The organism is Rhodococcus sp. W8901, assembly GCF_013348805.1.
Taxonomy (GTDB): Bacteria; Actinomycetota; Actinomycetes; order Mycobacteriales; family Mycobacteriaceae; genus Prescottella.
In genome coordinates this window covers 3,445,919-3,472,513 of sequence record NZ_CP054690.1, presented here as the reverse complement: position 1 = coordinate 3,472,513, position 26,595 = coordinate 3,445,919, and the positions used below count along the sequence as shown (strand labels likewise).

The 26,595-nt window shown below is 69.8% G+C and carries 22 protein-coding genes; 17 read left to right on the top strand and 5 right to left on the bottom strand.

Going from position 1 to position 26,595, the window contains the following annotated elements:
- The first annotated feature begins 33 nt into the window (after window positions 1-33).
- The 3 genes from HUN07_RS16225 (at window position 34) to HUN07_RS16215 (ending at window position 4,383) form a co-directional block, all read left to right on the top strand.
- Complete coding sequence (locus HUN07_RS16225) at window positions 34-651, top strand: TetR/AcrR family transcriptional regulator (protein ID WP_217487137.1); 618 nt, start codon at window positions 34-36, stop codon at window positions 649-651.
- Between the two features lie 248 nt (window positions 652-899).
- Window positions 900-3,341, top strand: a complete 2,442-nt coding sequence (locus HUN07_RS16220; protein ID WP_217487136.1) for a beta-glucosidase — start codon at window positions 900-902, stop codon at window positions 3,339-3,341.
- A gap of 154 nt (window positions 3,342-3,495) precedes the next feature.
- Window positions 3,496-4,383, top strand: a complete 888-nt coding sequence (locus HUN07_RS16215) for an SGNH/GDSL hydrolase family protein (protein WP_174911023.1) — start codon at window positions 3,496-3,498, stop codon at window positions 4,381-4,383.
- A gap of 29 nt (window positions 4,384-4,412) precedes the next feature.
- On the opposite strand, the gene HUN07_RS16210 is transcribed toward HUN07_RS16215, so the two are convergent.
- From HUN07_RS16210 to HUN07_RS16190, 5 genes are read right to left on the bottom strand one after another with little or no spacing between them, the layout of a single operon-like run.
- Window positions 4,413-5,579 carry a glycosyltransferase gene (locus HUN07_RS16210; RefSeq protein ID WP_441346824.1) on the bottom strand — a complete coding sequence of 389 codons (1,167 nt, stop codon included), beginning with the start codon at window positions 5,577-5,579 and terminating at the stop codon, window positions 4,413-4,415.
- A 7-nt stretch (window positions 5,580-5,586) separates the two neighbouring features.
- Entirely contained in the window at window positions 5,587-6,309 is a 723-nt protein-coding gene (locus HUN07_RS16205; RefSeq protein WP_174914792.1) for an LppM family (lipo)protein, read from the bottom strand.
- Window positions 6,310-6,341: 32 nt separating this feature from the next.
- Complete coding sequence (locus HUN07_RS16200) at window positions 6,342-7,163, bottom strand: carotenoid biosynthesis protein (RefSeq protein WP_114719279.1); 822 nt, start codon at window positions 7,161-7,163, stop codon at window positions 6,342-6,344.
- Complete coding sequence (locus HUN07_RS16195; RefSeq protein ID WP_254622549.1) at window positions 7,160-8,743, bottom strand: phytoene desaturase family protein; 1,584 nt, start codon at window positions 8,741-8,743, stop codon at window positions 7,160-7,162. Before HUN07_RS16195 ends, HUN07_RS16200 begins: the two co-directional genes overlap by 4 nt.
- A gap of 41 nt (window positions 8,744-8,784) precedes the next feature.
- On the bottom strand, window positions 8,785-9,405 hold the full coding sequence (locus HUN07_RS16190) for a GNAT family N-acetyltransferase (RefSeq protein ID WP_114719281.1): 621 nt from the start codon (window positions 9,403-9,405) through the stop codon (window positions 8,785-8,787).
- A gap of 162 nt (window positions 9,406-9,567) precedes the next feature.
- Between HUN07_RS16190 and HUN07_RS16185 the strand changes: the two genes are divergently transcribed.
- The 14 genes from HUN07_RS16185 to HUN07_RS16120 all read left to right on the top strand — a co-directional run bounded on the left by HUN07_RS16185 (window position 9,568) and on the right by HUN07_RS16120 (window position 26,571).
- On the top strand, window positions 9,568-10,185 hold the full coding sequence (locus HUN07_RS16185; protein WP_254622548.1) for an SAV_6107 family HEPN domain-containing protein: 618 nt from the start codon (window positions 9,568-9,570) through the stop codon (window positions 10,183-10,185).
- 204 nt (window positions 10,186-10,389) lie between these two features.
- Window positions 10,390-10,830, top strand: coding sequence for a DUF3040 domain-containing protein (locus HUN07_RS16180; protein WP_114719282.1), 441 nt, complete (start codon window positions 10,390-10,392; stop codon window positions 10,828-10,830).
- A gap of 531 nt (window positions 10,831-11,361) precedes the next feature.
- On the top strand, window positions 11,362-11,793 hold the full coding sequence (gene mraZ / locus HUN07_RS16175; protein ID WP_114719283.1) for a division/cell wall cluster transcriptional repressor MraZ: 432 nt from the start codon (window positions 11,362-11,364) through the stop codon (window positions 11,791-11,793).
- A gap of 273 nt (window positions 11,794-12,066) precedes the next feature.
- A complete protein-coding gene (gene rsmH, locus HUN07_RS16170; RefSeq protein ID WP_114719284.1) occupies window positions 12,067-13,083 on the top strand; it encodes a 16S rRNA (cytosine(1402)-N(4))-methyltransferase RsmH in 1,017 nt (338 codons plus the stop codon).
- A gap of 5 nt (window positions 13,084-13,088) precedes the next feature.
- Window positions 13,089-13,751: a hypothetical protein gene (locus tag HUN07_RS16165; RefSeq protein ID WP_174914787.1), complete on the top strand. Its 663-nt coding sequence runs from the start codon at window positions 13,089-13,091 to the stop codon at window positions 13,749-13,751.
- Between the two features lie 131 nt (window positions 13,752-13,882).
- Window positions 13,883-15,652 carry a peptidoglycan D,D-transpeptidase FtsI family protein gene (locus HUN07_RS16160; protein ID WP_114719286.1) on the top strand — a complete coding sequence of 590 codons (1,770 nt, stop codon included), beginning with the start codon at window positions 13,883-13,885 and terminating at the stop codon, window positions 15,650-15,652.
- Window positions 15,653-15,861: 209 nt separating this feature from the next.
- On the top strand, window positions 15,862-17,502 hold the full coding sequence (locus HUN07_RS16155; RefSeq protein ID WP_174911018.1) for a UDP-N-acetylmuramoyl-L-alanyl-D-glutamate--2,6-diaminopimelate ligase: 1,641 nt from the start codon (window positions 15,862-15,864) through the stop codon (window positions 17,500-17,502).
- On the top strand, window positions 17,499-19,025 hold the full coding sequence (locus HUN07_RS16150) for a UDP-N-acetylmuramoyl-tripeptide--D-alanyl-D-alanine ligase (RefSeq protein WP_174911016.1): 1,527 nt from the start codon (window positions 17,499-17,501) through the stop codon (window positions 19,023-19,025). The genes HUN07_RS16155 and HUN07_RS16150 overlap by 4 nt, the downstream gene beginning before the upstream one ends.
- The gene (mraY, locus tag HUN07_RS16145; RefSeq protein WP_114719288.1) at window positions 19,022-20,116 is read left to right on the top strand and encodes a phospho-N-acetylmuramoyl-pentapeptide-transferase; all 1,095 of its coding nucleotides are present in this window, start codon (window positions 19,022-19,024) and stop codon (window positions 20,114-20,116) included. Before HUN07_RS16150 ends, mraY begins: the two co-directional genes overlap by 4 nt.
- A 3-nt stretch (window positions 20,117-20,119) precedes the next feature.
- Window positions 20,120-21,649, top strand: a complete 1,530-nt coding sequence (gene murD / locus HUN07_RS16140; RefSeq protein ID WP_174911013.1) for a UDP-N-acetylmuramoyl-L-alanine--D-glutamate ligase — start codon at window positions 20,120-20,122, stop codon at window positions 21,647-21,649.
- Window positions 21,646-23,109 carry a putative lipid II flippase FtsW gene (gene ftsW / locus HUN07_RS16135; RefSeq protein WP_114719290.1) on the top strand — a complete coding sequence of 488 codons (1,464 nt, stop codon included), beginning with the start codon at window positions 21,646-21,648 and terminating at the stop codon, window positions 23,107-23,109. Before murD ends, ftsW begins: the two co-directional genes overlap by 4 nt.
- On the top strand, window positions 23,106-24,242 hold the full coding sequence (gene murG / locus HUN07_RS16130) for an undecaprenyldiphospho-muramoylpentapeptide beta-N-acetylglucosaminyltransferase (RefSeq protein WP_114719291.1): 1,137 nt from the start codon (window positions 23,106-23,108) through the stop codon (window positions 24,240-24,242). The genes ftsW and murG overlap by 4 nt, the downstream gene beginning before the upstream one ends.
- Complete coding sequence (gene murC / locus HUN07_RS16125; RefSeq protein ID WP_174911010.1) at window positions 24,239-25,729, top strand: UDP-N-acetylmuramate--L-alanine ligase; 1,491 nt, start codon at window positions 24,239-24,241, stop codon at window positions 25,727-25,729. The genes murG and murC overlap by 4 nt, the downstream gene beginning before the upstream one ends.
- Window positions 25,726-26,571 carry a cell division protein FtsQ/DivIB gene (locus HUN07_RS16120; RefSeq protein WP_174911007.1) on the top strand — a complete coding sequence of 282 codons (846 nt, stop codon included), beginning with the start codon at window positions 25,726-25,728 and terminating at the stop codon, window positions 26,569-26,571. The genes murC and HUN07_RS16120 overlap by 4 nt, the downstream gene beginning before the upstream one ends.
- Window positions 26,572-26,595: the final 24 nt, after the last annotated feature.

The window sequence follows — 26,595 nt, the reverse complement described above, 5'->3', positions numbered from 1 at the left end:
TGAGTCGAACGCCGCCGTCGTTAGGCTCGTACCGTGACGGAGCGACAGCGGGGCGGGCGGGCGGCCAGGGCGGAAGCGCGGCGTGAGGCCATCCTCGACGCGGCGATGACGGTGATCGCCGAGCGTGGCTATCGGGCAACGACGCTCGCTGCCGTGGCGGAACGCGTCGGGCTGACCCAGCCCGGTCTTCTGCATTACTTCCCCAGTAAGGAACACCTCCTGGTCGGCGTGCTCGAGGCTCGCGACCGGTGGGATGTCGCTGCGTTCCTCGCAGGGGCCACGGATGCGCGCCTGTCGCACCTCGAGCAGGTTGTCGAGTTCAACGCCGAACGTCCCGGTGTCGTCCAGACCTTCACCGCGTTGGCGGCGGAGAGTGCGATCGGCCAGCATCCGGCACGGGAGTTCTTCACTGAGCGTTATGCCGGTGCGCGTGAGGTTTTCGCCGAGTTGCTGCGGCGGGAGTTCGGCGATCGACTGCCCGGTGGTCTCACGCCGGAACAGGCGTCGCCGTTGTTGATCGCGGTCTTGGACGGCATGCAGATCCAGTGGCTCCTGGCTCCTGAGGATGTCGACATGCCCGCTGCCTTCCGTAACTTCGTCGCGCTGCTCGCCCTGGGTGATCGTTCCGAGGACGGCACCGGCCGACGCTGACGCGAACCTCTCGCGCGGTTGCTCATCGGCACCACGGCCCCCGTCGATGCTAAATATAACGTTTTCATATCAACGCCTATCACTCATTAGGTGATCGTGTCAGTATCGAACCGCTGTGGCGCCACCCAGCTGCCCAGTCGGCCGCATCCTCGCCGGGATCGGCGAATCGACTTGTTCGCCAACCGGTTTCATTCTGGTGGACGCGGTTCGCTGGTTGCTGAAACCGTTCGATGACAAAGGAATTCACGATGGAGAACGAAGCCGTACGCGAGGCCGTCGAATCGGCGCTCGCCAAGCTGGATCTGGACGCGAAGGCGCGACTGCTTCAGGGGCAGGACATCTGGACCCTGCCGCCGCTCCCCGAGATCGGTCTCGGCTCCGTCGTGATGTCCGACGGCCCTGTCGGCGTGCGCGGGGCCAGCTGGGGTCCGGAGGACCCGTCCGTCCTGCTGCCCTCGCCGACCGCGATGGCCGCGACCTGGGATCCCGAGCTGATCGCCCGGGCGGGGACGCTGCTCGCGCAGGAGGCGCGCCGCAAGGGCGTGCACCTGCTGCTCGCTCCCACCGTGAACATGCACCGCACCCCCGTCGGTGGCCGGCACTTCGAGGCGTATTCCGAGGATCCGCTGCTCACCGGCGCGATCGGCTCCGGCTTCGTCCGCGGCGTGCAGTCCGGCGGCGTCGGAGCCACCGTCAAGCACTTCGTGGCCAACGACGCCGAGACCGACCGGATGAGTGTCGACAACATCGTCTCCCCGGAGGCCCTCCGCGAGCTCTACCTCGCGCCGTTCGAGGCGATCGTCGAGGATGCCCGACCGTGGGCGATCATGTCCGCCTACAACGGCGTCAACGGCACCACGATGAGCGAACACACCGAACTACTCAGGGGCGTCCTCCGCGACGAGTGGGGCTTCGACGGGATCGTGGTCTCCGACTGGATGGGCACCCGCTCGACGGTGGGCGCGATCCTCGGCGGCCTGGACGTCGCGATGCCCGGCCCGGTGTCCGTCTACGGCGAGCTCCTCGTCAAAGCGGTCCGGGACGGGGAGGTCGACGAGTCCGTCGTCGACGAGGCCGTGCGTCACGTCCTGTTGCTCGCGGCGCGTGTCGGGCTGCTCGAGGGCGCCCCGGCCGCGGTCGCCGAGTTCCCCGCCGCGGTCGACGGCCGCGAGATCGCGCGCGAGGTCGCCCGGCGCTCCTTCGTGCTTGCCCGCAACGCCGAGGTCGACGCCGCCCCGGTGCTGCCGATCGACCCTGCCGAGACCACCGTCGCGCTGATCGGCCTGGCCGCGCGGGACGCCCGCGTGCTCGGCGGAGGATCCGCCATGGTCTTCCCCGAGGCTGTCGTCTCCCCCCTCGCCGGGCTGACCGCTGCGCTGCCCGACGGCAAGCTGAGCTACAGCGTCGGCACGGCGCTGAGCGACGAGATGGGCGTCGCCGACCACGGATTCGAGCTGCGCGCCCGCTGCTACGCCGCCGACGGCTCGCTGCAGCGCGAGCTCCCGCTGGCGAACGGCAACATCATGTGGATGGGCGACCTCCCCGAGGGCATCGACTACGAGGCGCTGCAGACTATCGAGATCATCGGCGCCTTCACGCCCGAGCAGTCCGGCCCACACCGCTTCGGCACCAAGGGCATCGGCCAGTTCACCCTGACCGTCGACGGCGAGACGCTGTTCGAGGGCGACCAGGCGCTGGAGAGCTTCGACCCGTTCGAGATGCTCTTCGGCTCGCCGAAGGACCGCGGCGTCGTGGAGCTCGAGGCGGGCCGGACGGTCAAGGTGGTCCTGCGGTACACCCCGATGAAGATGGAGGGTTCTCCCATCGCCATCGTCAGCTTCAGTCTCGGACACCTCGAGCCGCAGCGTGACCCCGAGGAGCTCATGGCCGAGGCCGTGGCCGCCGCCACCGAGGCGGACGTGGCCGTCGTCGTCGTCGCCACCACCGACAAGGTGGAGTCGGAAGGCTTCGACCGCACCACGCTGAAACTGCCGGGTCGTCAAGACGAGTTGGTGGCCCGTGTGGCCGCGGCCAACCCGAGAACCGTCGTCGTCGTCAATGCCGGTTCGCCGGTGGAGATGCCGTGGCGCGACGAGGTCGCGGCGGTGCTGCTGAGCTGGTTCCCCGGGCAGGAGGCCGGCGCCGCACTGGCCGACGTGCTGGCCGGTGTGGCCGAGCCCGGCGGCCGGCTGCCGACCACCTGGCCCGCCACGCTCGCCGACTGCCCGGTCACCGACGTCACCCCTGTCGACGGCAAGCTCGCCTACGCCGAGGGCCTGTTCATCGGTTACCACGCGTGGGATCGGTCCGACGTCGACCCCGCGTATCCCTTCGGGCACGGCCTCGGCTACACGACCTGGGCGTACGAGGGCGTCGAGCGGGACGCGGACACCGTCACCGTGACCGTCCGCAACACCGGATCCCGGCGCGGACGCGAGGTCGTGCAGGTCTATCTCGCGCCGGTCGAGGCGCACGCAGACCGGCCGGCCCGGGCGCTCGCGGGCTTCGCGACCGTCGAGGCATCGCCCGGCGACGCCGTCACCGCGACGATCACCCTGCCCCGCCGGGCGTTCGAGATCTGGGACGAGGAAAGTCGCTCGTGGGCCTACCAACCCGGGGCGTACGACCTTCAGGTCGGCCGGTCGTCCGGGGATTGCCCCGTCACTCTGCGGATCGAGACGATGGAGTAGCGGTCCGGTCCAGCTCCACCAGTTCCTTGCCAGGCGTTGCGATCAGAACGTTTGTATGCCGTATGCGGCCATCATCTGGGGCGGCAGCCGGTGCGCGCGAGTCCACCCGATCGGTTCTTCCGGCCGATCGCATCCGAGTTGGGGGAGACGCATTATGGCAACAAGAATCACGGGCAGACGATGGAAGGCGATGGCGGCCGTGCTGGCGGCCGCGTCAGGGATGGCGGCTCACGCCGTCGCCCTGGCGTCGCCGGCCGCCGCGCTGCCCGGCGGTACCGAGTATGTGAATCTCGGCGACAGTGTCAGTGCGGGATCGGGCGTCGCTCCGATCGCGTCCGGACAGCTGCCGCAGTGCTGGCAGTCCGAACAGAACTTCGCACACATCGTGGCAGCCGAATCGGGTTATCGGCTCACCGACGTCAGCTGCGGCGGCGCCAAGACCGGGGACTTCTACCAACCACAGTATCCGGGGACCCGGGCCCAACTCGACGCGCTGTCCCCGTCGACCGAGCTCGTGACCGTCATGATCGGCGGAAACAACAACGACACCTTTGCCGGCGCCATGGCGACCTGTATCGGTGCCTGGGCGGTCAGTCCCGGCGCCTTCGACCCGTGCAAGTCGCGATACGGCGCGGGCCTGTTCGAACCGATCACCAGCCAGACCTACCCGGCGCTCGTCAAAGCGCTCGAGGACGTACATGCCCGCGCCCCGCGAGCCCATGTCGTCGTTGTCGGGTACCCGTGGTTGCTGCCGGCGACCGGAGGCTGCTTTCCGCAGTTCCCGATCGCGCAGGGCGACGTCCCGTATCTGCGTGATCTCCAGGCGACGCTCAACGACGCGATCGCGCGAGCGGCCGCCGAGACGGGTACGTCGTTCGTCGACATGGCCCGGGTATCGGAAGGGCACGACGGCTGTAAGCCGGTGGGGGAGCGGTGGATCGAGCCGCTGGTCTACTCCGCGCAGCCGGTGCCGGTGCATCCGAATGCAGACGGCGAACGCGCCCTCGCGAGGGAGGTCGCCGCGGTGATCGCGAACGGCTAGCGAACGCCGAGTGCTGCCACGGTACGGGGCTAGCCGATCGCCCGGCCCTTCCACCGCAGTCCGCCACGTCGGCGGTCCCGGTGGGAGGCGACGGTGAGGCCGATCAGGCCGACGATCGACACCGGGTGGGCGGCCGCGTCCAGGAGGTCGCCCACCCGGGGTCGTCGTCCGGTCTCGACCGTGCGCGCAGCAAGTCTCGAGGCGGTGGCTGCGGCGTAGCCCACAGCGCCCCACCGGCGGTTGTTGCCGCGCCCGAACAGCATCGCGGCCGGCGGCACCAGATAGGTCAGTGCGGCCGCGGCGGCAACCGCCGTCGATCCGGCGGCCGAGCCGTACGCCGTCCACAACCAGCGGGTGTATCCGGCACGCAGCGCGGCGGGGCCGACATACATCCGGCACGTCGCCTTGTCCTGCGCGGCCACGACCACGGTCCGTCCGCCCCGCCGGCGCAGCTCCCGGGCGATGTCGAGATCCTCGGTGAGGCTGTCGGCGACGACGGCATGTCCGCCCATCCGGAAGTAGGCCGCGGCGTCGAACACGAGGAACTGCCCGCAGGCCACCGCCGTCGACGGGCGGCGGCTGTCGTTGGCGACGCGCACCGGCAGCATCGAGAACCACGACCAGCACAGCAGCGGCTGGATGATGCGTTCGGTGGCCGTGACTGCATCCTGACGGGGCCACGGGGAGACGAGGTCGGCGCCGGTGCGGCGTAACTCGGTCACGGCGGCCGCGAGGGCGTCCGGGGCCAGTCGTACGTCGGCGTCGAGGAAGACCAGCACACCCGGCCGTCGCGGATCGACCAGTCGGGCCGCGTGCTCGGCGGCGGTCCGGCAGGCAGCGGTCTTGCCCAACCATCCGGATGGCGGGGCATGCGTGGTTCGGATCAGCGCGAAGCGGCTGTCGCCGTCGAAGGCGCGTTCGGCGACCAGTGCCGTCGCATCGGTGGAGTCGTCGTCGAGGACGATCATGCGCAGCGTGCCGAGGAGGGTCTGGCCGCGTAGATCCCCGAGGAGACCGGCGATCCGGTGTGCCTCGTTCCGGGCCGGCACCAGGACCGTCACGGGTTCGGTCACCGGTTCGGCGTGCAGTCGGGGCAACCCGGCGACGTTCGCGGCCGTGACGGCGGCCGCCGCGAGCGCGAGCCCGGTACCCGCGCGGGTCGCGACGGCGAGCGGTTCGAACGGTGGAACCACTATCGAAGGCTCACCGTGTCGACGTCTCGAGAGGCTCCTCGCGGCGAGGCCCGGACGGTGTTCTGCGGTTGCGGGTGGCCCACGCCATCACACCGACGATCGCCGCGACGGCGATCGTGACGCCGGCCGCCATACCCGCCCATCCGGCGAAACTGCGGGTCTTGGGATCGGCGTAGCGAACCTCGGCGCGCAGCGTGCTGACCTCGCCGGCCGGGAGCTTCCACGTGATGGTCGAATCGCCCTCGCGAGTGCCGTTGGTCGTGGCGACCCGGGCCGGGAAGGCGATCGTGAACTGTACGTCGGTGCCCTGGGCCGGAACGTTCTCGAGATCGATCCGACCGCTGAGGTTCACCAGATCACCGGCCCGCTGCAGCGACAACTGCAGGGCCCCGTCGGTCTGCCCCGACATGCCACCGAGATCCTGGACGTCGCCGAACGACAGTCCGCTGAAGAACGCCTCGGTTCCGACGTACCCGTCCTTCTGGTACTCCTGCACCCGGATCCGGTTGGCGAGCGACGGGGGCGGGGTCAGCTGTGGACCCTTGTCGTTCTCGTCCTTGGGGACGGTGGCTGCCACGATCTGCCCCGAGACCTTGTCGTCGGCCGACACGCCCATCGACACCTGCACACGCAGGCACCCCGCCAGCAGCGGCACCGTGATCAGTGCGAGTGCCGCGGTCGAGAACAGGCGACGGAACCGGGTACGTGATGGCGATGGCGTGGACGGCTGCACAGGGGTCATCGTGCCAGGCACGGGTATTCGTGTCAGGCGGTAGGGGTGTTGTCCAGCTCGTTCCGGCGTGTGCGCGCCAGAACCACGAGCAGTGGCACCCCCAGTACGCCCATCGCGACCGCGCCGTAGACGGCCGAGTACCGTAGTTCGGGTGCGTCGAGGAACACCGCGTGGGCCAGCGCCGAGCCCAGCCACGTCCACAGGAACAGTGCGGTGGGCACCGCGTCGTGCCGGAGCGGCGTCGTTCGGGGACGACGGTCGAGCACGTCCAGGAGGGTGACGAGAACCGCCATCGCGAGGGCGACGACGACCCAGCCCGCGTAGTTGGTGAGCGGAATGTGTTCGACACCGGGCAGCCCGGCATCGGTGACGCACCAGCGCCACTGGCCGTCGGCGACCATCTGCGGGTCCAGATACAGGTCCCAGCCGACGACGCCGATCGTCGCGAGGACGATGCGGGGGAGCCGCGCGCGGGTCAGTCGCGACGCGACGCACCACACCGGGTAGAAGCCCGCCGTCCACGCGAACGGGACCACCAGCGGCACGTCGGCGACGGCCCAGCCGAGCCGTCCGGTGGCGTACTCGTAGCAGCCGTACGGGATGCCCGTCGCGGTTCCGACCACCTCGGACAGCAGACCGACCCCGGCCGTCGCCAGGACCATCCCGGCGGCCCACCGTCCGCCGCGCACGGCCACGGCGTGCACGATCGAAGCGGCGGCCAGCAGCGCGACCACGGCGACCGTCACCACGTCCCGGGATCGGCCGTCCACCAGCGGATAGACGATCTGCGCGGCGACCGCGGCGACGGCGAGCGCCACCGAGGCGCGCAGCATGACTGTGTTCGGGGGGCTCATCGGAAGGGCTTGCGGAGCGCCTGTCGCAGTCGACCACCGCGCGCGTCGGACAGGGCGACCCGCGCCGCGCTGCGTCCGCTCGAGCCGGACACGCCACCGCCGGGATGGGTCGACGCTCCGGTGAGGTACAGGTTCTCCGCGTCCGGTACCCGGTGCGCGGACAGCTCGGGGATCGGACGCCACATGAACATCTGGTCCAGTGACATCTCCACATGCATCACGTTGCCGCCGATCAGACCCATCTCGCGTTCGATGTCCGCAGGTGTCTGGATGTGTCGGTGACGCACGCTGTCGGCGAAGCCGGGTGCGAGGGCGTCGACACTCGCGACGATGCGATCGGCCTCGCTCTCGCCGAGATCCGCCCAGTTGCGGCCGCCGGACAACGCGTAAGGATGCCACTGCGACCACAGTGTCACCTGGTGCTCGCCGGCGGGGGCGATCGTCGGGTCGATGCCGCTGAAGCTCATCGCGAGCACCGCCGGTTCGGGGGGCAACTCGCCGGCGAGGGCGGCTCCGTGCGCCGTCCGCAGCTGGGCCCGGTCGGAGACGAGGAGTTGCAGGCCCGATGTCGCGGTCGCGTCCGTCGCATCGGAGGGCGCGCTCGGGTACGACGGCAGCGCGTCGGTCCCTAGACGCAGCACCATGCCGATGCCGGGCCCCACCCGGATCCGGCGACGCCAGCGGTCGAGTGTGGCGCGGTCGTAGCCGCCGCGTTCGAGCAGATCGAGAGTGGTCAGCACGTGGCAGCCGGCGACGACTCGGCGGGCACGGATCCGACGTCCGGACTCCGTCACCACGGTCCAGCCGTCGGAGTCCTTGCGTAGTTCGGTCACGCCGTCACCGAGCGTGACCGTTCCACCGTCCGAGGCGAGCCGGGCGGCGAGCGCCGCCGTCAGCGCGCCGCTGCCGCCGACCGCTCGACCGGGTGGCAGCGTGTGCATCAGCGCCGCGAACCCGACCATCGGCGCGGTTCCCGGCTCCGACATCGGCGGACCCGACTGCGCACCGAACCACGCGAGTGCCGCCTTGAGCGGTTCGCTGTCGAAGTACTCGTCGAGCAGCGCATCGCCCGACGTCAGGAACTCGCGGGAGATCTCGCTGCCGCCCCCGGACGTGTCGAGGCCCCAGAACGACCGCAGCAGGTGTCCTCCGGTGGGCGGCGCCGCGAAGGCCCGCATCACGCGCTCGGTCCGCGGCCCCCACGTCCGGACGAAACGTCGGTAGGCGTCCGCATCGGCCGCACCGCACGATTCCTCGATGGATCGGCATGTCCGATCGAGGCTGCGGTGGAAGACGATTCCCGGTCGGTCCGATCCCGCCGGCGCCGGGGCGAACGCCCACGGGTCGCAGTCGATGTAGCGCAGTCCGTGCGCGGCGAGGTCGAGCTCTTCGATGATCCCGGTGTGCCGGATCATGATGTGCGCCGACGACCCGCGATCCACCTTGTGTCCCGGGAACCGCTCGACCGTCGAGACGGCGCCACCGACGACGGTGTCCCGTTCGAGAACCTCCACCGACCATCCCGATCGGGCCAGATAGCAGGCCGAGACCAGGGCATTGTGGCCCGAACCGACCACCACCGCGTCGAGTCGAGCGTCAGCGGCTCTCGTGAACTCCGGTATCACAGCGGCAACCCCCGTCCGAGAACAGCGAACGGTCGGCGATCGCCCGCGAAGGTGAAGTGGCGGACGACGTCGCGGAACCCGGTGCGCCGGTACAGGCGCCAGGCCCGGTTGTCCTCGTCGTCCACCTCCGGGGTGGAGAGCAGTACGCCACGCTCCGGGCGGTCGGCGAGCAGGCGTCGGAGCAGTCGCTCGCCCAGGCGGTGTCCCTGCGCGTCCGGATGGACGTGCAGTTCGGTCAGCTCGAAGTAGCTACCGAGAACGTACGAGATCTGCTCCCGGCTCCACCCGGTCGCCTGCATCCCGTGCCGCACCTGCTGCTGCCACCACTGATCGGGGGCGCCGCGATAGCCGTAGGCGATCGCGACCAACGGTGCCGGGCGGTCGGGGAGTTCGGGATCGGCCTGTACCGCGCCGACCGCGCGCCATCCGGCTCGCTGCATGTGCTCGGTCCACATGGGTGCGCGGTGGTACTCGGTTCCGCGGGGGTATCCCATGGCCGCCACATAGATCGACAGCGCCTCGGGAAGCCGGGCACGCATGTCGGATACCGACAGGTCCACGACGACCGGAGCGGACTCCGGATTCGTGTCGGGGCTCTCGCCGGTGCTCGCATCCATGCGCGGGCTCACCCTTCTCTCTTGACGACATGTCGGTGGGGCCAGTTATATTGAATAGGTCGAACGCATGTTCGATATGGCCGATCCGGTGATGTTCGAGGGAAGCGAACATCACCGGATCGGCGGTCCCGAACTTCGGAGCGTTGGGAGGTGCTCGAAGTCATGTCGAAGGTCGTGCCTGAAGTTGCGCGGGGTGTCGGTGCTGTCGGTGCTGTCGGAGCTGCGGATGCCGAAGAGGTGGTCGAGCGCGAGGCGGTGCCGAAGCGGCGGTCGATGTCCGGGCGGTCGAGGATCGCGGCGACCGGTTGTGGATCGTCCGGGCGTCCTGCCGTGTCGGGTTCACCGGTCGGGCCGGCGGGGCCGGTGTCGGCTCCGATGTCTGCGGTCGCGTTGTTGCGTCGCGCGGACGGTCTGCTGTCGGAGGCGGCGGGTGCGGTCCAGGCTGCGGAACGATTCCGTTGTGCGTACCTCGGGGCACTCCGTGGTGCTGCTGCGGTCCTCGCCGGGGTGGAAGGGGCGGCGAACTCCGGTCGGGCGAGGCGGCCTCGGTCCCGGAGCGCTTGGGTCCTCATGGCGCGGGCGGCACCGGATTTCGTGGAGTGGGCCGACTACTTCGCCCAGCATTCCGCGCTCCGGGCCTCGATCGAAGCCGGTGTGACGCGAACCGTGACGGATGCGGATGCGGATGCGTTCTATTTCGAGGTGGGGAGGTTCCTCACTGCGGTCGAGGATCGCCTCGGGGCGACGAATCGGGGCGCTGTTTCCGGGCTCTCGGCGTAGCGTGGATGCGGTGATTCCGGACACGTTCACGGGCCCTTCTGGTGGGGCATACCGGATTGTCGCCGATTCGGTGGGAACTCGTCGACGGAGTAGGTGGTCAGAGGAGGACTCTCCTCGTATTATTGAATTCAGGTAACCGCTAGTCCGTTACCCACCTCTCCGCACCGCGGCGAGGTGCCAACTCTTAGTGCCGGGGGAGGTACCGTGCCACTCTCCGAGCACGAGCAGCGCATGCTCGATCAGATCGAGAGCGCTCTCTACGCCGAGGATCCCAAGTTCGCGTCCACGGTGAGGGGCGGGCGAATGCGTGCCCCCGCTGGAAAACGTCGATTGCAGGCGGTGGCCCTCTTTGCGTTGGGTCTCGTCCTGCTCATCGCGGGCGTGGCTCTGGATGTGTTGTGGTTGGGCGGATTCCCGATCGTCAGTGTGATCGGGTTCGTCGTTATGTTCGGTGCCGGTGTGCTCTTCCTGTTCGGTGGAGGGAAGGGGCATCTGGCAGCGGTACCCGACGGGGACGACCCGTCCGGTGAAGGGCCGGGTGCGCGAGGATCGCATCCGCGTAAGCCTCATGGAGGCAAGAAGTCCGGCGGCGGATTCTCGTCCCGGATGGAGGATCGCTTCCGCAGGAGATTCGAACAGGAGTAGCTTCCGGCGTCAGAAACGCCCAGGCTCTCGAAACGGCGATGGCGCGACCGCAAAGGTCGCGCCATCGCCGTTTTTCGTGCGGTCGGCGCGTCCGCGGTGGCCGTGTCGGTCCGTGTGGGTCCGTGGCCGATCCCTCCCGCCTCACCCACAGTTCCCCACACGTTGCCCCCACATGTCCCCACTGCCTGCTCCTGCCGCCGGTGGGTTCGATCCGAGGTTCTGCTATCGCAGGGAGGCGGAGCGTTGAACTGGGGTTTTCTCGGCCGGCCGAGTGCGGGCCCTCCGTCGGGGCCGGGGAGGCTCTCGTGTTTGCGATCACGTGGGCGGAAACGCCCCACTTCGAGCCATGCCCGGTGATCTGCGGTTATTCGCGCGCAGATGTCAAATCGGCCCCCCGATCGGATTGAAAGTGGAGGAAAGTGGGGTAATGTGGTGCGCAGCGGATCGCGTGAGTGACCCGCCAGAATGCAGGGCGATACCGGCCGGTATCGACCACACGTTCGCCACAGGGCCCCGGCGGGAGGTGTCGAGATGTTTCTCGGTACCTATACGCCGAAGCTCGACGACAAGGGGCGACTCACGTTGCCTGCGAAGTTCCGGGACGCGTTGGCGGGAGGGTTGATGGTCACTAAAGGGCAGGACCACAGCCTTGCGGTGTACCCCCGTGAGGAGTTCACCGCGCTTGCGCGTCGTGCGTCAGCGGCTTCCCGAAGCAATCCGCAGGCTCGCGCATTCGTGCGTGCGCTTGCATCGGGAACCGACGAGCAGCATCCCGATGCCCAGGGACGGATCACGTTGTCTTCCGACCATCGTCGCTATGCGGGGTTGTCGAAGGACTGCGTGGTGATCGGATCGGTCGACTTCCTCGAGATTTGGGACGCCCAGGCATGGGAGTCCTACGTCGCGGAGCACGAGGAAAGCTACTCACAAGCCAGAGACGAGGCGCTCGAGGGGATCTTCTAGCCCACCGACGCCACAGGCGAGTGCCGCGAGGCCTCTGCCCGAGTGTGACCCTGACGCACTTCCCCAGCGCCAGGTTCACCGCCGGGACCCTGACGCACTTCCCCAGCGCCAGGTTCCTCGATCGGACAGGGACCTCGAGGCATTCGCTCTCCCGGAGAGTGACGTTCGCGAGTTTCGTTGCAGCGCATCAGTCGACGACAGCCCGCCGAACCACCTCTTCGGACCCCCAACCACGTGCAAGCCCCACAGCATCGAGCAGGAGCCGGAGGAACCATGGTCGACGGCGAGGACGACACCCGGTCCGTCCCCGGCGAGTTCGGTCATGTCCCGGTGCTGCTGCACCGCGCGGACGACCTTCTCGGGCCGGCACTCACAGCCCACAACCCCCTCGGCGAGGGCGCGGTCATGATCGACGCGACACTCGGTCTGGGTGGGCACTCCGAGCATTTCCTGCGGACCTATCCCGGCCTGCATCTCATCGGGCTCGATCGTGACCCCGAGGCGCTCCGCATCGCGTCCGAGCGCCTGGCCCCCTATGCGGGCCGCACCACCTTCGTGCACACGCGCTACGACGGCATCGTCCACGCGCTCGAGGAGGCCGGCCTGGACCCGATTGGCACGGTGCACGGCATCCTGTTCGATCTGGGTGTCTCGTCGATGCAGTTGGACGAGGCCGAGCGCGGATTCGCTTACTCGGTCGACGCGCCGTTGGACATGCGGATGAACCCCACGACGGGGATCACCGCGGCCGAGGTGCTCAATACCTACAGTCACGGCGAGCTGGCGCGCATCCTGAGCACGTACGGCGAGGAGCGCTTCGCGGGGCGGATCGCCTCCGAGGTGGTACGCCGTCGTCAGAAGCAGCCGTTCACCACCAGCGCCGCGCTGGTCGAGCTCATCTACGACGCCATCCCGGCAGCTACGCGCCGCACGGGTGGCCATCCCGCGAAGCGCACCTTCCAGGCACTTCGGGTAGAGGTCAACGGCGAGCTCGATTCGCTGCGAGCCGCGATCCCCGCTGCCCTCGACGCGTTGGCGGTCGGTGGTCGGGTCGTGTTCATGTCGTACCAGTCGCTCGAGGACCGAGTGGTCAAGCAGGAGCTGACGCCACTGTCGAAGTCGAAGACGCCTGAAGGCCTCCCGGTGGAACTGCCGGGTATGGGGCCGGAGTTCCGGATTCTCACGCGAGGAGCGGAACGTGCGTCCGAACAGGAGATCGAAGACAACCCGAGAGCAGCGCCCGTGCGTCTGCGGGCAGCGGAACGAATCGCCAGGAGGGCTGGAGCGTGACTGACATGACGGTTCGGATGACGTCCACCGGTATCGGGTCCGCGCGTGTCCGGCGGTCCAGTGCGGCGCAGAAGGCATACGAGCGCCGGCAGCAGCGGGCATCCGTCGTGGGCGGCGCCCGGCCGACCTCGACGGCGTCGACTCCGTCGTCGCCGCGCGCGATCGTGGCCCGGATCCCGTTCGTGGCCACCATCATCGGCCTGCTGTGCCTCGGTCTCGCGACGACTCTGCTGTTGACGACACGGTCCGCCGAGGATTCGTACCAGCTCGCGGACGCGCGCGCTCACAACCAGGGCCTGCGCGAGCGGACGGCGGCGCTCCAGCGTGACGTCGCGGCGGGCAACTCGGCGCCGGTGCTCGCGGAGAAGGCTGCCGAGCAGGGGCTGATCCCGGTGAAGGATCCAGCGCGACTGGTCGTGTCCACCGACGGCAGCGTCGAGGTGATCGGCACTCCGAAGCCCGCCGAGGGTAAGCCGGTCGCTCCGCTGGACCGGACGCCTCCGCCCGTGGCCGAGCCGGCGGCGCCTCGGGCGACGCCGCCTGCCCCCGCGACCGCGCCTCCCGCCGCCACGCCGCCGCCCGTCAACGACGGCCGGATCCAGGCTCGCGGTGAACAATTGACGCCTGTGACGGTGATCACTCAACCCCCGGCGGGTGCTCGGCAGTGACGTCGGTGGGTGGACGCACTCCCGCCTCACGTCCGCGTCGGCCCGCACCGCCGCGGAGATCGCGGGGGCGTAAGCCCGCCGCGAGGCGCACCGATTCCTTCGGGTTCCGTCTCAAGTACGGCCGCGCGACGATGCTCATTGCACTCGGGGTCGTGGCGGTGCAGTTGCTGTGGGTCCAGGGGATCGACGCGCCCCGGTTGTCGGCGGAGGCCGCGAATCAGCGCACGACGACCGTCACCCTCCCGGCGGTTCGGGGTGCGATCCTCGACCGGAACGGCAATAAGCTGGCCTACACCCTCGATGCCAAGGCGCTGACGTTCCAGCCGGTGCGTGAGCGCAAGCGGATGGAGGAGGAGCGTGCCAAAGACGAGACCGGCGAGACCGCTCCCGATCCGGACACCCGGCTGAAGGAGATCGCGAAGGGGATCCACGAGCGGCTCGGCGACACGGTCTCGGAGAGCGAACTGCTCGACAAGCTGCGCAGCAACGAGACGTTCGTCTACCTGGCCCGCAGTGTCGATCCCGCGGTGGCGGCGGACATCGCCGACGAGTTCGAGGAAGTGGGACTCGAGCGGCAGGACATTCGCGAGTACCCGGGTGGTTCGCTAGCGGCGAACATCGTCGGTGCAACCGGGTGGGACGGACACGGACTGCTCGGGCTCGAGGAGTCGATGGATTCGACGCTTGCCGGCAACGACGGTTCCGAGACGCACGACCGCGGGTCCGACGGTGCGGTCATCCCCGGCAGTCGACGAGATCTGCAGCCCGCGGTGGACGGATCCAACGTGGAACTCACCATCGACTCCGACCTGCAGTACTACGTGCAGCAGCAGACGCAGCAGGCCAAGGACCTGTCGGGTGCGAAGAACGCGTCCGTGGTGGTGCTCGACGCGAAGACGTCCGAAGTCCTCGCGATGACCAACGACGGCACGTTCAACCCGGCCATCGGCGTCGGGAACAACCCGCGCACCGCCCAGATGGGCAACCTGCCCGTGAGTTCGCCGTTCGAGCCGGGATCGGTCAACAAGATCGTGACCGCGGCCGCGGCGATCGAGTACGGGCTGACCACCCCCGAGGAAGTGCTCCAGGTCCCCGGTTCGATCCAGATGGCCGGTGTCTCGGTCAAGGACGCGTGGGCGCACGGCGTCGCGCCCTACACCTCGACCGGCGTCTTCGGAAAGTCGTCGAACGTGGGCACGCTGATGCTCGCCGAGCGGGTCGGGGAGGAGCGCTACGCCGAGATGCTGCACAAGTTCGGACTCGGCCAGCGCACCGACGTCGGCTTGCCGGGCGAGAGCGCCGGCAACGTCCCGGACCTCGACGACTGGTCCGGCGGTACGTTCGCCAACCTGCCGATCGGCCAGGGTCTGTCGATGACGCTTCTGCAGATGACCGGCATGTACCAGGCGATCGCCAACGACGGCGAGCGGATCGCTCCACGGATCGTCAAGTCGACCCTCGCGCCGGACGGCTCCCGGATCGAGACCGAACGCCCCGAACCGGTGCGGGTGGTGAGTGAGCAGACTGCGCGTACCACTCGTGACATGTTCCGGTCGGTCACCCAGAAGGACCCGATGGGCTACCAGCAGGGCACCGGGCCGCAGGCGGGCGTCGACGGCTACCAGATCAGTGGCAAGACCGGTACCGCGCAGCAGGTCGACCCTGCCTGCGGGTGCTACTCGAACTCCAACTACTGGATCACCTTCGCGGGCATCGCGCCCTCGGATGATCCGCGTTATGTCATCGGGATCATGCTCGACGCGCCAGTCCGCGGTATCGACGGCGGCGGGGGACAGTCGGCCGCGCCGCTGTTCCACAACATCGCGTCGTGGCTCCTGCAGCGGGACAGCGTTCCGCTGTCACCGGACCCGGGTCGGCGGCTGGTGTTGCAGGCCGATTGACACCGTCCGGGCCGCGTCCCGCCCGTCGGGGTGACGATTCCCACGTAACCGGTGTGTACCGAACATGGTGGGTCGTGCCCGTGGCGCCGCCGCCGGTAATCTGACACGTCGGTCTCCGTCCGCAAGGATGGACACGACCGAACGAACCCCGAACCGAAATTCGATTCCGAGAGGACCCACTGCCTGTGCATCCGAGTCCGCAGCCATCCATGCCGGGTGCGGCGCCGGGGAGCGGTCTTCGCCCGACGAACCCGCCCCGGACCGACCTGGAAGACCTGGCCGACAAGGTCGGTGCCCGGATCGAATGGCTCGGATCCGATCGAGTGGACCGGGACGCGGCTGTGCCGACCACGGTCACCGGCGTCGAGTTGCGGGCGCAGTCGGTGCTGGCGGGCGATCTGTTCGCCGCGCTGCCGGGGGCGCGTGCTCACGGCGCCGAGTTCGTGGGGTCGGCCGTCGAGGCCGGCGCGGTGGCGGTGTTCACCGACGACGCCGGTCTGACGCTCGTCGCCCGACAGTTCCGTGAGTCCACCGACGTCCCCGCGTTGCCGGTGCTGGTGCACCCCGAACCACGGCGGGTGCTCGGCGAGGTCTCGGCCACGATCTACGGCCATCCGTCGGAGCAGATGCAGGTCGTCGGCATCACCGGAACCTCGGGCAAGACGACGACGGCATATCTGATCGAGTCGGGCCTCGCGGCGGCCGGTCGCAGCATCGGGTTGGTCGGCACGATCGAGACCCGCGTCGCGGGGGACCGAGTGCCGAGCGCACTCACCACGCCGGAGGCGCCGCAGTTGCACGCCCTGTTCGCGGCGATGCTCGAGCGGGGGATCGACACCGTGGTGATGGAGGTGTCGAGTCATGCGCTGGCTCTCGGCCGGGTCGACGGCGTTCGGTTCTCGATCGGTGCGTTCACCAACCTGTCCCAGGACCATCTCGACTTCCACCGCGACTTCGACGACTACTTCACGGCGAAGAGCCGCCTCTTCGCGGCGGATTCGACGGTCCGTGCGGAGCGCGCGGTGATCTGCATCGACGACGAGTGGGGGGCGCGGATGGCGGACATCGCCCGCCGCGCGCACCCGAACCTTCCCGGCGCCGTCGCCACGGTCGCCACCAGCGGACCGGGTGACTGGACCGCGGGGCGGGCCGAGGCGGTGCCGTCGGGTAGCCAGGTCTTCACGCTCACCGGGCCGGACGGGACGACGCACTCGGTGTCGCTGCGTCTGCCCGGGCAGTACAACGTCGCGAACGCGGTGCTGGCCGTGGCGGTCTGCGCGGCGGCGGGCGCGGACGTCGACGCGGCGATCGCCGGAATCGGCGGGGTCGACGTGCCCGGCCGTGTGCAGCGGGTCGAGCGCGGGCAGGACTTCCTGGCCGTCGTCGACTACGCCCACAAGCCCGCTGCGGTCGAGGCCGTGATCGCGACATTGCGGGGGCAGACCGACGGCCGGATCGCGGTCGTCGTCGGCGCCGGCGGCGACCGCGACACCGGCAAGCGGGCCCTGATGGGCGAGGCCGGGGCCCGCGGCGCGGACCTTTTGGTGATCACCGACGACAATCCGCGCACCGAGGATCCGGCCACCATCCGGGCCGCGCTGAGGGAGGGCGCGCTGTCGGTTCCGGCGGCCGAGCGGGGTGAGGTGCTCGAGATCGGAGACCGCGGTGAGGCCATCGCCGCTGCGGTCCGCTGGGCCCGCTCCGGCGACGTGGTCCTCGTGGCCGGCAAGGGCCACGAGATCGGCCAGGAGATCCACGGGGTGAAGTACCCATTCGACGACCGCGAGGTTCTGGGAGAGGCGATCGATCGGATCGCCTCCGAAGACCCCGCACACGGAGGAAACGCATGATCCCGATGACGCTCGCCCAGATCGCACAGGCGGTCGGCGGGACGCTCCACGATGTCGACGATCCGTCGGCCACCGTTTCGGGAACGGTGGAGTTCGATTCCCGCAAGGTCACACCGGGTGGGCTGTTCCTGGCGCTGCCGGGCGCGACGACCGACGGGCACGACCACGCGGCCGCTGCGGTGGCGGCGGGCGCGGCGGCCGTGCTCGCGGCCCGCCCGGTCGGTGTCCCGGCGATCGTGGTCGAGCCGCTCGGCGCGTCGGACAACGGCGCGTTGGCCCTCGAACACGACACCGACGGCTCCGGCGCGGCGGTACTCGAGGCGCTCGCGAAGCTGGCGCGCGTGAGCGTCGACCGGCTCACCGCCGACTCGGACCTGACCGTCGTCGGGGTGACCGGTTCGTCCGGCAAGACCTCCACGAAGGACCTGCTGGCGGCAGTTCTCTCGCCCCTCGGGTCCGTCGTGGCCCCGCCCGGTTCGTTCAACAACGAGCTCGGGCATCCCTGGACGGCGCTCCGGGCCGACGCCGACACCCGTTTCCTGGTCCTGGAGATGTCCGCCCGCGGACGCGGGCACATCGCGGCCCTCGCGAAGTCCGCCCCACCGCGCATCGGTGTGGTCCTCAATGTGGGCACGGCGCACCTCGGCGAGTTCGGTTCCCGCGAGGCGATCGCCGACACCAAGGGCGAGCTGCCGGCGTCGCTGCCGACCGCCGCCGAGGGGGGCGTCGCGGTGCTCAACGCCGATGATCCGCTGGTCGCGGCGATGGCGCAGCGGACCCGGGCACGCGTCGTGCTGGTGGGCCAGTCCGGCGCCGCCGATGTCCGCGCGACCGACGTCCGCCTCGACGATCAGGCGCGCGCCAGTTTCACTCTGACCGCCCCGGCCGGCAGCATCCCGGTCACGCTCGCGGTGCACGGCGAACACCAGGTCGGCAACGCGCTCGCGGCGGCCGCCGTCGCGCTCGAGTGCGGGGCGACGCTCGACCAGGTCGCGGCGGCGCTCGGTTCCGCCGGGCCGGTCTCGGCGCGTCGGATGGAGGTCCGCGATCGGGCCGACGGCGTCACCGTCGTCAACGACTCGTACAACGCGAACCCGGATTCGATGCGTGCGGCGATCAAGGCGCTCGTGTCGATGGCCCGGTCCGGTCGTGGTCCGGCACGCCGGAGTTGGGCAGTCCTCGGCGAAATGGCGGAACTCGGACCAGAATCAGTGGTCGAGCACGACGCGATCGGACGGTTCGCGGTGCGCCTGGACGTGACCAAGCTGATCCTCGTCGGAGCCGGTCGGCCCGTCCGCGCGATGTACCAGGGAGCGGTGATGGAAGGTTCTTGGGGTGACGAGGCGGTCCACGTGCCCGACGGTGCGAGTGCGATCGCGCTGCTGGAGCAGGAACTGGAGGCCGGTGATCTCGTACTGGTGAAGGCTTCGCAGTCGATCGGACTGTGGGAGGTCGCGGACGCGGTTCTCGACGCGCCGACCACCGACGCCGCGCAGATCACCGATTCGGAGGCGCCGCAGTGAGGCAGATCCTCTTCGCCGCGGGCATCGCCCTCGCGGTGTCCATCCTGCTGACGCCGGTCCTGATCAAGGTCTTCTCGCGGCAGGGCTTCGGGCAGGAGATCCGGGTCGAAGGCCCGGCGAGCCATCAGGCAAAGCGTGGTACCCCCACGATGGGCGGCGTCGCGATCCTCGCGGGAATCTGGGCCGGCTACTGGGGCTCGCATCTCATCGGCATCGGCTACGACGCCGAGGGGCCGACCGCGTCGGGCCTGTTGGTGCTCGGTCTGACCACCGCGCTCGGTGGCGTCGGGTTCCTCGACGACTTCATCAAGATCCGCAAGCAGCGCAACCTCGGTCTGAACAAGACGGCCAAGCTCGTCGGCCAGTTGGTGGCGGCGGTCGTGTTCGGCATCCTGGCGCTGCAGTTCCGCGGCGGCAGCGGTCTGACCCCGGGCAGCGTGCACCTGTCGTACGTGCGCGACATCGCCACTGTCAGCATGGGATCGATCGTCTTCATCCTGTTCTGCTACCTGCTGGTGAGCGCGTGGTCGAACGCGGTGAACCTCACCGACGGCCTCGACGGTCTGGCGGCCGGTTCGATGAGCCTCGTGCTCGGCGCATACGTGATCATCACGTTCTGGCAGTACCGGAACGCCTGCGTCGACGGGCCGGGCAGCCTCGGTCCGTCGAAGGGCTGCTACGACGTCCGTGATCCGCTGGACCTGGCGTTGCTGTGTGCCGCCGGAGCCGCGGCATGCATCGGCTTCCTGTGGTGGAACGCGGCGCCGGCGAAGATCTTCATGGGCGACACCGGTTCGCTCGCGCTGGGCGGCATGCTGGCCGGCCTGTCCATCACCACCCGCACCGAGCTGCTCATGGTCGTCATCGGCGCCCTGTTCGTGGCCGAGGCGGCGTCGGTGGTCATCCAGGTGGCGGTGTTCCGATCGAGCCGACGGCGGGTGTTCCGGATGGCGCCGTTCCACCACCACTTCGAACTGGGCGGCTGGGCCGAGACCCAGGTGATCATCAGATTCTGGTTGCTGGCCGCGATCGCGTCCGCGATCGGCCTCGCACTGTTCTACAGCGAATATCTCGCGGCGATCGGGGACTGACGGATGCAGCTCGACGGGACCGGACACGACGCGGGAGTCGACGCGGGAGATCTGGACCGACTGCGCGGCGCGAGCGTCCTCGTGACCGGCGCCGGCATCTCCGGCCGCGCGGTGATTGCTCCGCTGCACGACCTCGGTGCCCGGGTGACGGTGACCGACACCAACGTGGACGCCCTCGCCCGTTGCGCCGAGCTCGGTGCCGAGACGGTGCCGCTCGACGACCTGGTCGCCGACCCGGCGCGCGTCGCCGAGTTCGTCCTCGTCGTCACCAGTCCGGGGTTCCGGCCGGACGCGCCGGTTCTCGCGGCGGCCACGGCCGCCGGCATCCCGATCTGGGGCGACATCGAGTTCACGTGGCATGTCGACCGGGCCGGGGTGTACGGTCCGCCGCGACAGTGGCTGGTCGTGACCGGCACCAACGGCAAGACCACGACGACGTCGATGCTGCACTCGATCCTCGAGGCCGCGGACATGTCGTCGGCGGCGTGCGGCAACATCGGCCTGCCGGTGCTCGACGCACTGCGTGCGCAGGAGCCCCGCGTCGACGTCCTCGCCGTCGAGCTGTCGTCGTTCCAGCTGCACTGGGCGCCGTCCGTGCGCCCGACAGCCGGCGTCGTACTCAACATCGCCGAGGATCATCTCGACTGGCACGGCGGCATGGAGGGCTACACGGACGCCAAGGCGCAGGCCCTCACCGGTGGCGTCGCCGTCGTCGGCCTCGACGACGCGGTCGCCGCCACGCTGGTCGAGCGGCCGCGTGACGGGCACACCGTCGGCTTCCGGCTCGATGCGCCCGACGTCGGAGAGTTGGGCGTTCGCGGCGGGATGCTGATCGACCGGGCGTTCGCGGATTCGGTTCCCCTCGTCGCGGCCGACGAGATCAGCCCGCCGGGTCCGGCCGGACTGTGCGACGCGCTGGCGGCGGCCGCGCTGGCCCGCGCGATCGGCGTCTCCCCGGCAGCGGTGGATGCGGGGCTGCGGGCTCATCGGGTGGGACCGCACCGGGCGGAGGTCGTCCGTCGGCTCACCGACATCACGTTCATCGACGATTCCAAGGCGACCAATCCGCATGCGGCGCGGTCGTCGATCGTCGCGCACGACTCGGTGGTGTGGATCGCCGGCGGCCTGCTCAAGGGGGCTCGCATCGACGACCTGGTCGCCGACGTCGCGGACCGACTGGCCGGTGCGGTGCTCATCGGCCGTGACGCCGATCAGATCGCCGAGGCGCTCGCGCGACACGCCCCCGAGGTCCCGGTCGTTCACGTGCGCGCGGGAGACGATGGGTCCGTGGTCGAACCGATCGCCGGAGCGGACGTGCTCCACCTCGATCTTCCCGCGGCCGACGCGGACACCGTGATGGCGGAGGCCGTGCGCGCCGCCACGGCCCTGGCTGCTCCCGGCGACACCGTGCTGCTGGCACCTGCTGCCGCGTCGCTCGACATGTTCGACTCGTACGGACACCGCGGGCGCAGCTTCGCCGCAGCGGTCACGGCGTTGGCCGACATCGAGCCGGAGTCCGGGACCCGCGGATGACAGGAGCCCCCGAGCGCGCGCCGCGCACCCGGATCGGGGCGTGGCTGGCTCGTCCGCTGACGTCGTTTCATCTCGTCGTCACCATCGCGGTCCTGTTGACGGTGCTCGGGCTGGTGATGGTGCTGTCGTCGTCGAGTGTCGAGTCGGTGGCGCGGGACGGGTCCGCGTACGGAAAGTTCGTCTCACAGCTGATCTTCGCGACGCTGGGTCTGGTGATCTTCTACATCGCGCTGCTGATCCCGATCCGGGTGATGCGTACGTGGTCGCTGCCGGCGTTCGGTGTGACGGTCGCGATGCTGGTGCTGGTGTTGATTCCCGGCATCGGTACGAAGTCGCAGGGAACCCGCGGTTGGTTCGTGATCGGTCCGATCTCGTTGCAGCCCTCCGAACTCGCGAAGATCGCGTTCGCGGTGTGGGGCGCGCACCTGCTCGCCACGCGGCGGCGGGAGGGTGCATCGCTCAAGGAGATGTTGATCCCGCTGGTGCCCGCGGCGCTGCTGGTCTTCGTCCTGATCGTGCTGCAGCCCGACCTCGGAACCACCATCTCGCTCGCGATCATCCTGCTGGCGCTGCTCTGGTTCTCGGGCCTTCCGCTGAAGATCTTCCTCACCGTGCTCCTGGCGGGCGGTGCGGCGGCCGTAACCCTCGCGCTGACTGCGGGATACCGGTCCGCGCGCGTCCAGTCGTTCCTGAACCCGGGTGACGACGCTCAGGGCGCGGGTTACCAGGCGCGGCAGGCGAAGTATGCGCTCGCGGACGGTGGCCTGTTCGGTGAGGGGCTCGGCCAGAGCCGGGCCAAGTGGAGTTATCTGCCCAACGCCCACAATGACTTCATCTTCGCGATCATCGGCGAGGAACTGGGATTCATCGGGGCGGGCGCGGTGATCGGGTTGTTCGCGCTGTTCGTGTACACCGGTCTGCGCATCGCGCGGCGCTCGGCGGACCCGTTCCTGCAGTTGCTGAGCGCGACCGCGACCGCGTGGATCACCGGTCAGGCGTTCATCAACATCGGTTACGTCGTCGGCATCCTGCCGGTCACCGGTCTGCAGTTGCCGCTGGTGTCGGCGGGTGGCACCTCGACGGCGACGACACTGTTGATGTTCGGTCTGGTCGCGAACGCGGCGAGACACGAGCCGGAGGCGGTCGCCGCGCTGCACAGCGGGCAGGACGGACGGATGTCTCGACTGCTGCGGCTGCCCAAGCCGGCGGCGTACATCCCGCCGCGCCCGCGCGGGGCGGCCGTCGTGCGCCGCACGGAGAACCGGAAGGTGCAACCCGCCCGCGGAGAACGCCCGGGCGCCAAGGACACCCGTGCTCTTCGGCACGACCAACCCCGACGCCGGCCGACCGACGACGGTCGACGGAACAACGAGAAGCGGGGCCACGGCCCCATGAGGGATCGGGACCGCGCGGGCACTTCGCGCGATCCCCGTCCAGGAGAGCGAGGAACGCGTAGGTGAGCGGCGACAAGACAGGCCTGTCCGTGGTGGTGGCCGGCGGCGGGACGGCCGGGCACATCGAGCCGGCAATGGCTGTCGCGGACGCGATCCGTGCGCTCGATCCGTCCGCCGTGGTGACGGCGCTCGGGACCGAGCGAGGCCTCGAGACCACCCTGGTCCCCGATCGGGGGTATCCGCTCGAGCTGATCCCGCCGGTTCCGTTGCCCCGCAAGCCCACGATGGATCTGTTCCGGCTACCCGGCCGGATTCGGCGGTCGGTGGCCGCCACGCGCGCGGTGCTCGACCGTACCGACGCGGACGTCGTCGTGGGCTTCGGCGGCTATGTCGCGCTGCCCGCGTATCTTGCTGCCGGTTCGGGTCTGCTGCGCCGCCGCCGGAAGATCCCGATCGTGATCCACGAGGCCAACGCCAGTGCGGGCATCGCGAACAAGATCGGTGCCCGTCGTGCCCGTCGCGTCCTGGCCGCGGTCGCGGGTTCCGGGGTGGCCGCGCGCGGCACCGCGGATGCCGAGATCGTCGGAATCCCGGTCCGCTCGTCCATCACCGGACTCGATCGGGCGGCCCTGCGCGCGCAGGCGCGTGAGCACTTCGGTCTGCCGGCGGACGGTCCGGTGCTGTTGGTGTTCGGCGGATCGCAGGGCGCCCGGTCGCTCAACGAGGCCGTCGCCGGTGCCGCCCCGCAACTCGCGGCGGCCGGTATCTCCGTGTTGCACGCCTACGGTCCCAAGAACTCCGTGGAAGTCGAGTCGCATCCGGAGGCGCCGTACGTGGCGGTGCCGTACCTGACGCGCATGGACCTGGCGTACTCCGCCGCCGACGCGGTGATCTGTCGTTCGGGCGCCATGACCGTCGCCGAGGTCTCGGCCGTCGGCCTCCCCGCCGTGTACGTGCCGTTGCCACATGGAAACGGCGAGCAGGAACTCAATGCCCGGCCCGTCGTCGCTGCCGGAGGTGGGATGATCGTTCCGGATGCGGAGTTGACGCCGCACTACGTGTCGGAGACCGTGGTGCCGTTGCTCGCCGACCGCGCACGGCTCGAGGAGATGGGCCGCAGCGCGGCCGGTGCCGGCCACCGCAGTGCGGCGGCGACCGTCGCACAGATCGTTGTCGATGTAGCAAGGGGAAACCGATGAACGAGCAGCTACCCGCGGGTCTCGAGCGGGTACACATGGTCGGCATCGGAGGTGCCGGAATGTCCGGCATCGCGCGGATCCTGCTCTCCCGGGGTGGGCAGGTGTCCGGCTCGGACGCCAAGGAGAGCCGCGGCGTGCTCGCGCTGCGTGCTCGCGGCGCTGTCGTCCGCATCGGCCACGATGCGAGCGCCCTCGATCTGCTGCCGGGTGGCCCGACGGCCGTCGTCACCACGCACGCCGCGATCCCGAAGGACAATCCGGAGCTCGTCGAGGCCGCGAAGCGCGGCATTCCGGTGATCCTGCGCCCCGCGGTCCTGGCGTCGCTGATGCGCGGGCATCGCACGCTCCTGGTGTCGGGCACGCACGGCAAGACCTCGACGACCTCGATGCTCGTGGTCGCGTTGCAGCACTGTGGATTCGACCCGTCCTTCGCGGTCGGCGGCGAACTGAACGAGGCCGGTACCAACGCCCATCACGGCTCGGGTGAGGTCTTCGTCGCGGAGGCCGACGAGAGCGACGGCTCGCTGCTCCAGTACGACCCGGACGTCGTGGTGGTCACCAACATCGAGGCGGACCATCTCGACTTCTTCGGTAGCAGTGAGGCGTACGTCCAGGTCTTCGACGACTTCGTCGCGCGGATCGCTCCGGACGGCCTGCTCGTGGCGTGCCTCGACGATCCGGGGTCGGCTGCGCTCGCGCGGCGAACGGTGGAGTCCGGTAGCGCGGTACGGGTCGTCGGCTACGGCACGGCGGAGGCCGCCGCGTCCGCCGGTCCGGTTCCGGTGGGTGTGGAGTTGCTGTCCTGGGAGGCGCGTGACGTCGGGGGAGTGGCGCACATCCGCTTCGCCGGCGAGGTCGAGCCGCGCACGTTGCGGTTGGGCGTGCCCGGAAAGCACATGGCGCTCAACGCGCTTGCCGCGTTGCTCGCGGGCGTGGACGCCGGCGCGTCGGTGGACGAACTGCTCGAGGGGCTGGCCGGGTTCGGTGGGGTCCACCGCCGGTTCCAGCTCACCGGCCGCGAGCGCGGGGTCCGGGTGTTCGACGACTACGCGCATCATCCGACCGAGGTCCGGGCGGTGCTCGGCGCCGCGCGGGAACTGGTCGACAACGACGGCCGGCAGGGCCGTGTCGTCGTGGTGTTCCAGCCGCATCTGTACTCGCGGACAGTGACGTTCGCGCAGGAGTTCGGCGAGGCGCTCGACCTGGCGGACGAGGTCGTAGTGCTCGACGTGTACGGCGCGCGCGAGGAGCCGATCCCCGGAGTGAGCGGCGCGCTGGTCGCGCAGGCGCTCACGAAACCTGTTCACTATCAGCCCGATCGGTCCCAGGTGCCGCGTCAGCTCGCCGGACTCGTCGAGCCCGGCGACGTCCTGATCACGATGGGTGCGGGCGACGTGACGATGCTCGGTGGTCCGATACTCGATGCACTGCGGTCGCGGCCCAACCACGGTGGTCGTTCGGCGGGATCGGGTTCGGAGCCGCAGTGACGGCCGATCGTCGGGGTCGACCCCGCAGCGGCCGGCCCGATGCGCGCCGGTCGCGCGGCGATCGCACGCGCCGGAGTTCGCCGCGCCAGGCGACGTCGTCCGGTCGGCGCGACGGGAACGGACCGGAGTCGGAGGCGAAGACCGCCGATCGCGGTTCGGAGGAGCGGGCGCGCGCCCGGTCGTTGCGGCGCAAGGTTTTCCTGATCGCGACCGCCGTGGTGGTCGTGCTCGGCGGCCTCGGCGCCGCGCTGTGGTTCAGCCCGATGATGTCGGTCCGTCAGGTCGAGTACGTCGGTGACGGCTTCCTCACCGCGGAGGAGGTCCTGCCGGTCGCGGGGATCGCGGACGGGACTCCACTGCTGCGGGTCGACACCGCGGCAGCGGCCAAGCGTGTCGCGGGGATACCCCGGGTCGCGGAAGCGCGGGTGCAGCGCGAATATCCGTCGACCGTGCGGGTGACCGTCCGCGAGCGGATTCCGGTGGTGTTCTTCGATTCCCCGGACGGAACGCATCTGATGGACGCCACCGGGGTGGACTACGCCGTCGAGCCGCCGCCGTTCGGTGTGGTGCGACTCGTCACGCCGACACCGACCGAGGCCGACCACGCCACCCAGGCTGCGCTGGAGGTGCTCGGGTCGCTGCCGGAGGCGGTCCGGGTCCAGGTGTCCGAGGTTGCCGCACCGACGATTTCGAGTGTCTCGGTTACTCTGGTGGACGGCCGTGTCGTGGTGTGGGGCGGTGTCGACGATTCCGAGAGGAAGTCGGCAGTGGTCTCCGCACTGTTGACACAGCCCGGTCGGATCTTCGATGTGTCGAGTCCCGAACTGCCCACAGTAAAGTGATGGGCGATCCGGAGGCTCACGCCA

Excerpts from the sequence above, each read along its gene's own strand:
- HUN07_RS16215 (WP_174911023.1), top strand. The coding sequence starts at position 3,496 with ATGGCAACAAGAATCACGGGCAGACGATGGAAGGCGATGGCGGCCGTG.
- rsmH (WP_114719284.1), top strand. The coding sequence starts at position 12,067 with ATGGTCGACGGCGAGGACGACACCCGGTCCGTCCCCGGCGAGTTCGGT.
- HUN07_RS16160 (WP_114719286.1), top strand. The coding sequence starts at position 13,883 with ATGCTCATTGCACTCGGGGTCGTGGCGGTGCAGTTGCTGTGGGTCCAG.
- mraZ (WP_114719283.1), top strand. The coding sequence starts at position 11,362 with ATGTTTCTCGGTACCTATACGCCGAAGCTCGACGACAAGGGGCGACTC.
- HUN07_RS16150 (WP_174911016.1), top strand. The coding sequence starts at position 17,499 with ATGATCCCGATGACGCTCGCCCAGATCGCACAGGCGGTCGGCGGGACG.
- HUN07_RS16155 (WP_174911018.1), top strand. The coding sequence starts at position 15,862 with ATGCCGGGTGCGGCGCCGGGGAGCGGTCTTCGCCCGACGAACCCGCCC.
- HUN07_RS16185 (WP_254622548.1), top strand. The coding sequence starts at position 9,568 with ATGTCGAAGGTCGTGCCTGAAGTTGCGCGGGGTGTCGGTGCTGTCGGT.
- HUN07_RS16220 (WP_217487136.1), top strand. The coding sequence starts at position 900 with ATGGAGAACGAAGCCGTACGCGAGGCCGTCGAATCGGCGCTCGCCAAG.
- HUN07_RS16190 (WP_114719281.1), bottom strand. The coding sequence starts at position 9,405 with ATGGATGCGAGCACCGGCGAGAGCCCCGACACGAATCCGGAGTCCGCT.
- HUN07_RS16165 (WP_174914787.1), top strand. The coding sequence starts at position 13,089 with ATGACGGTTCGGATGACGTCCACCGGTATCGGGTCCGCGCGTGTCCGG.
- ftsW (WP_114719290.1), top strand. The coding sequence starts at position 21,646 with ATGACAGGAGCCCCCGAGCGCGCGCCGCGCACCCGGATCGGGGCGTGG.
- HUN07_RS16200 (WP_114719279.1), bottom strand. The coding sequence starts at position 7,163 with ATGAGCCCCCCGAACACAGTCATGCTGCGCGCCTCGGTGGCGCTCGCC.
- murC (WP_174911010.1), top strand. The coding sequence starts at position 24,239 with ATGAACGAGCAGCTACCCGCGGGTCTCGAGCGGGTACACATGGTCGGC.
- murD (WP_174911013.1), top strand. The coding sequence starts at position 20,120 with ATGCAGCTCGACGGGACCGGACACGACGCGGGAGTCGACGCGGGAGAT.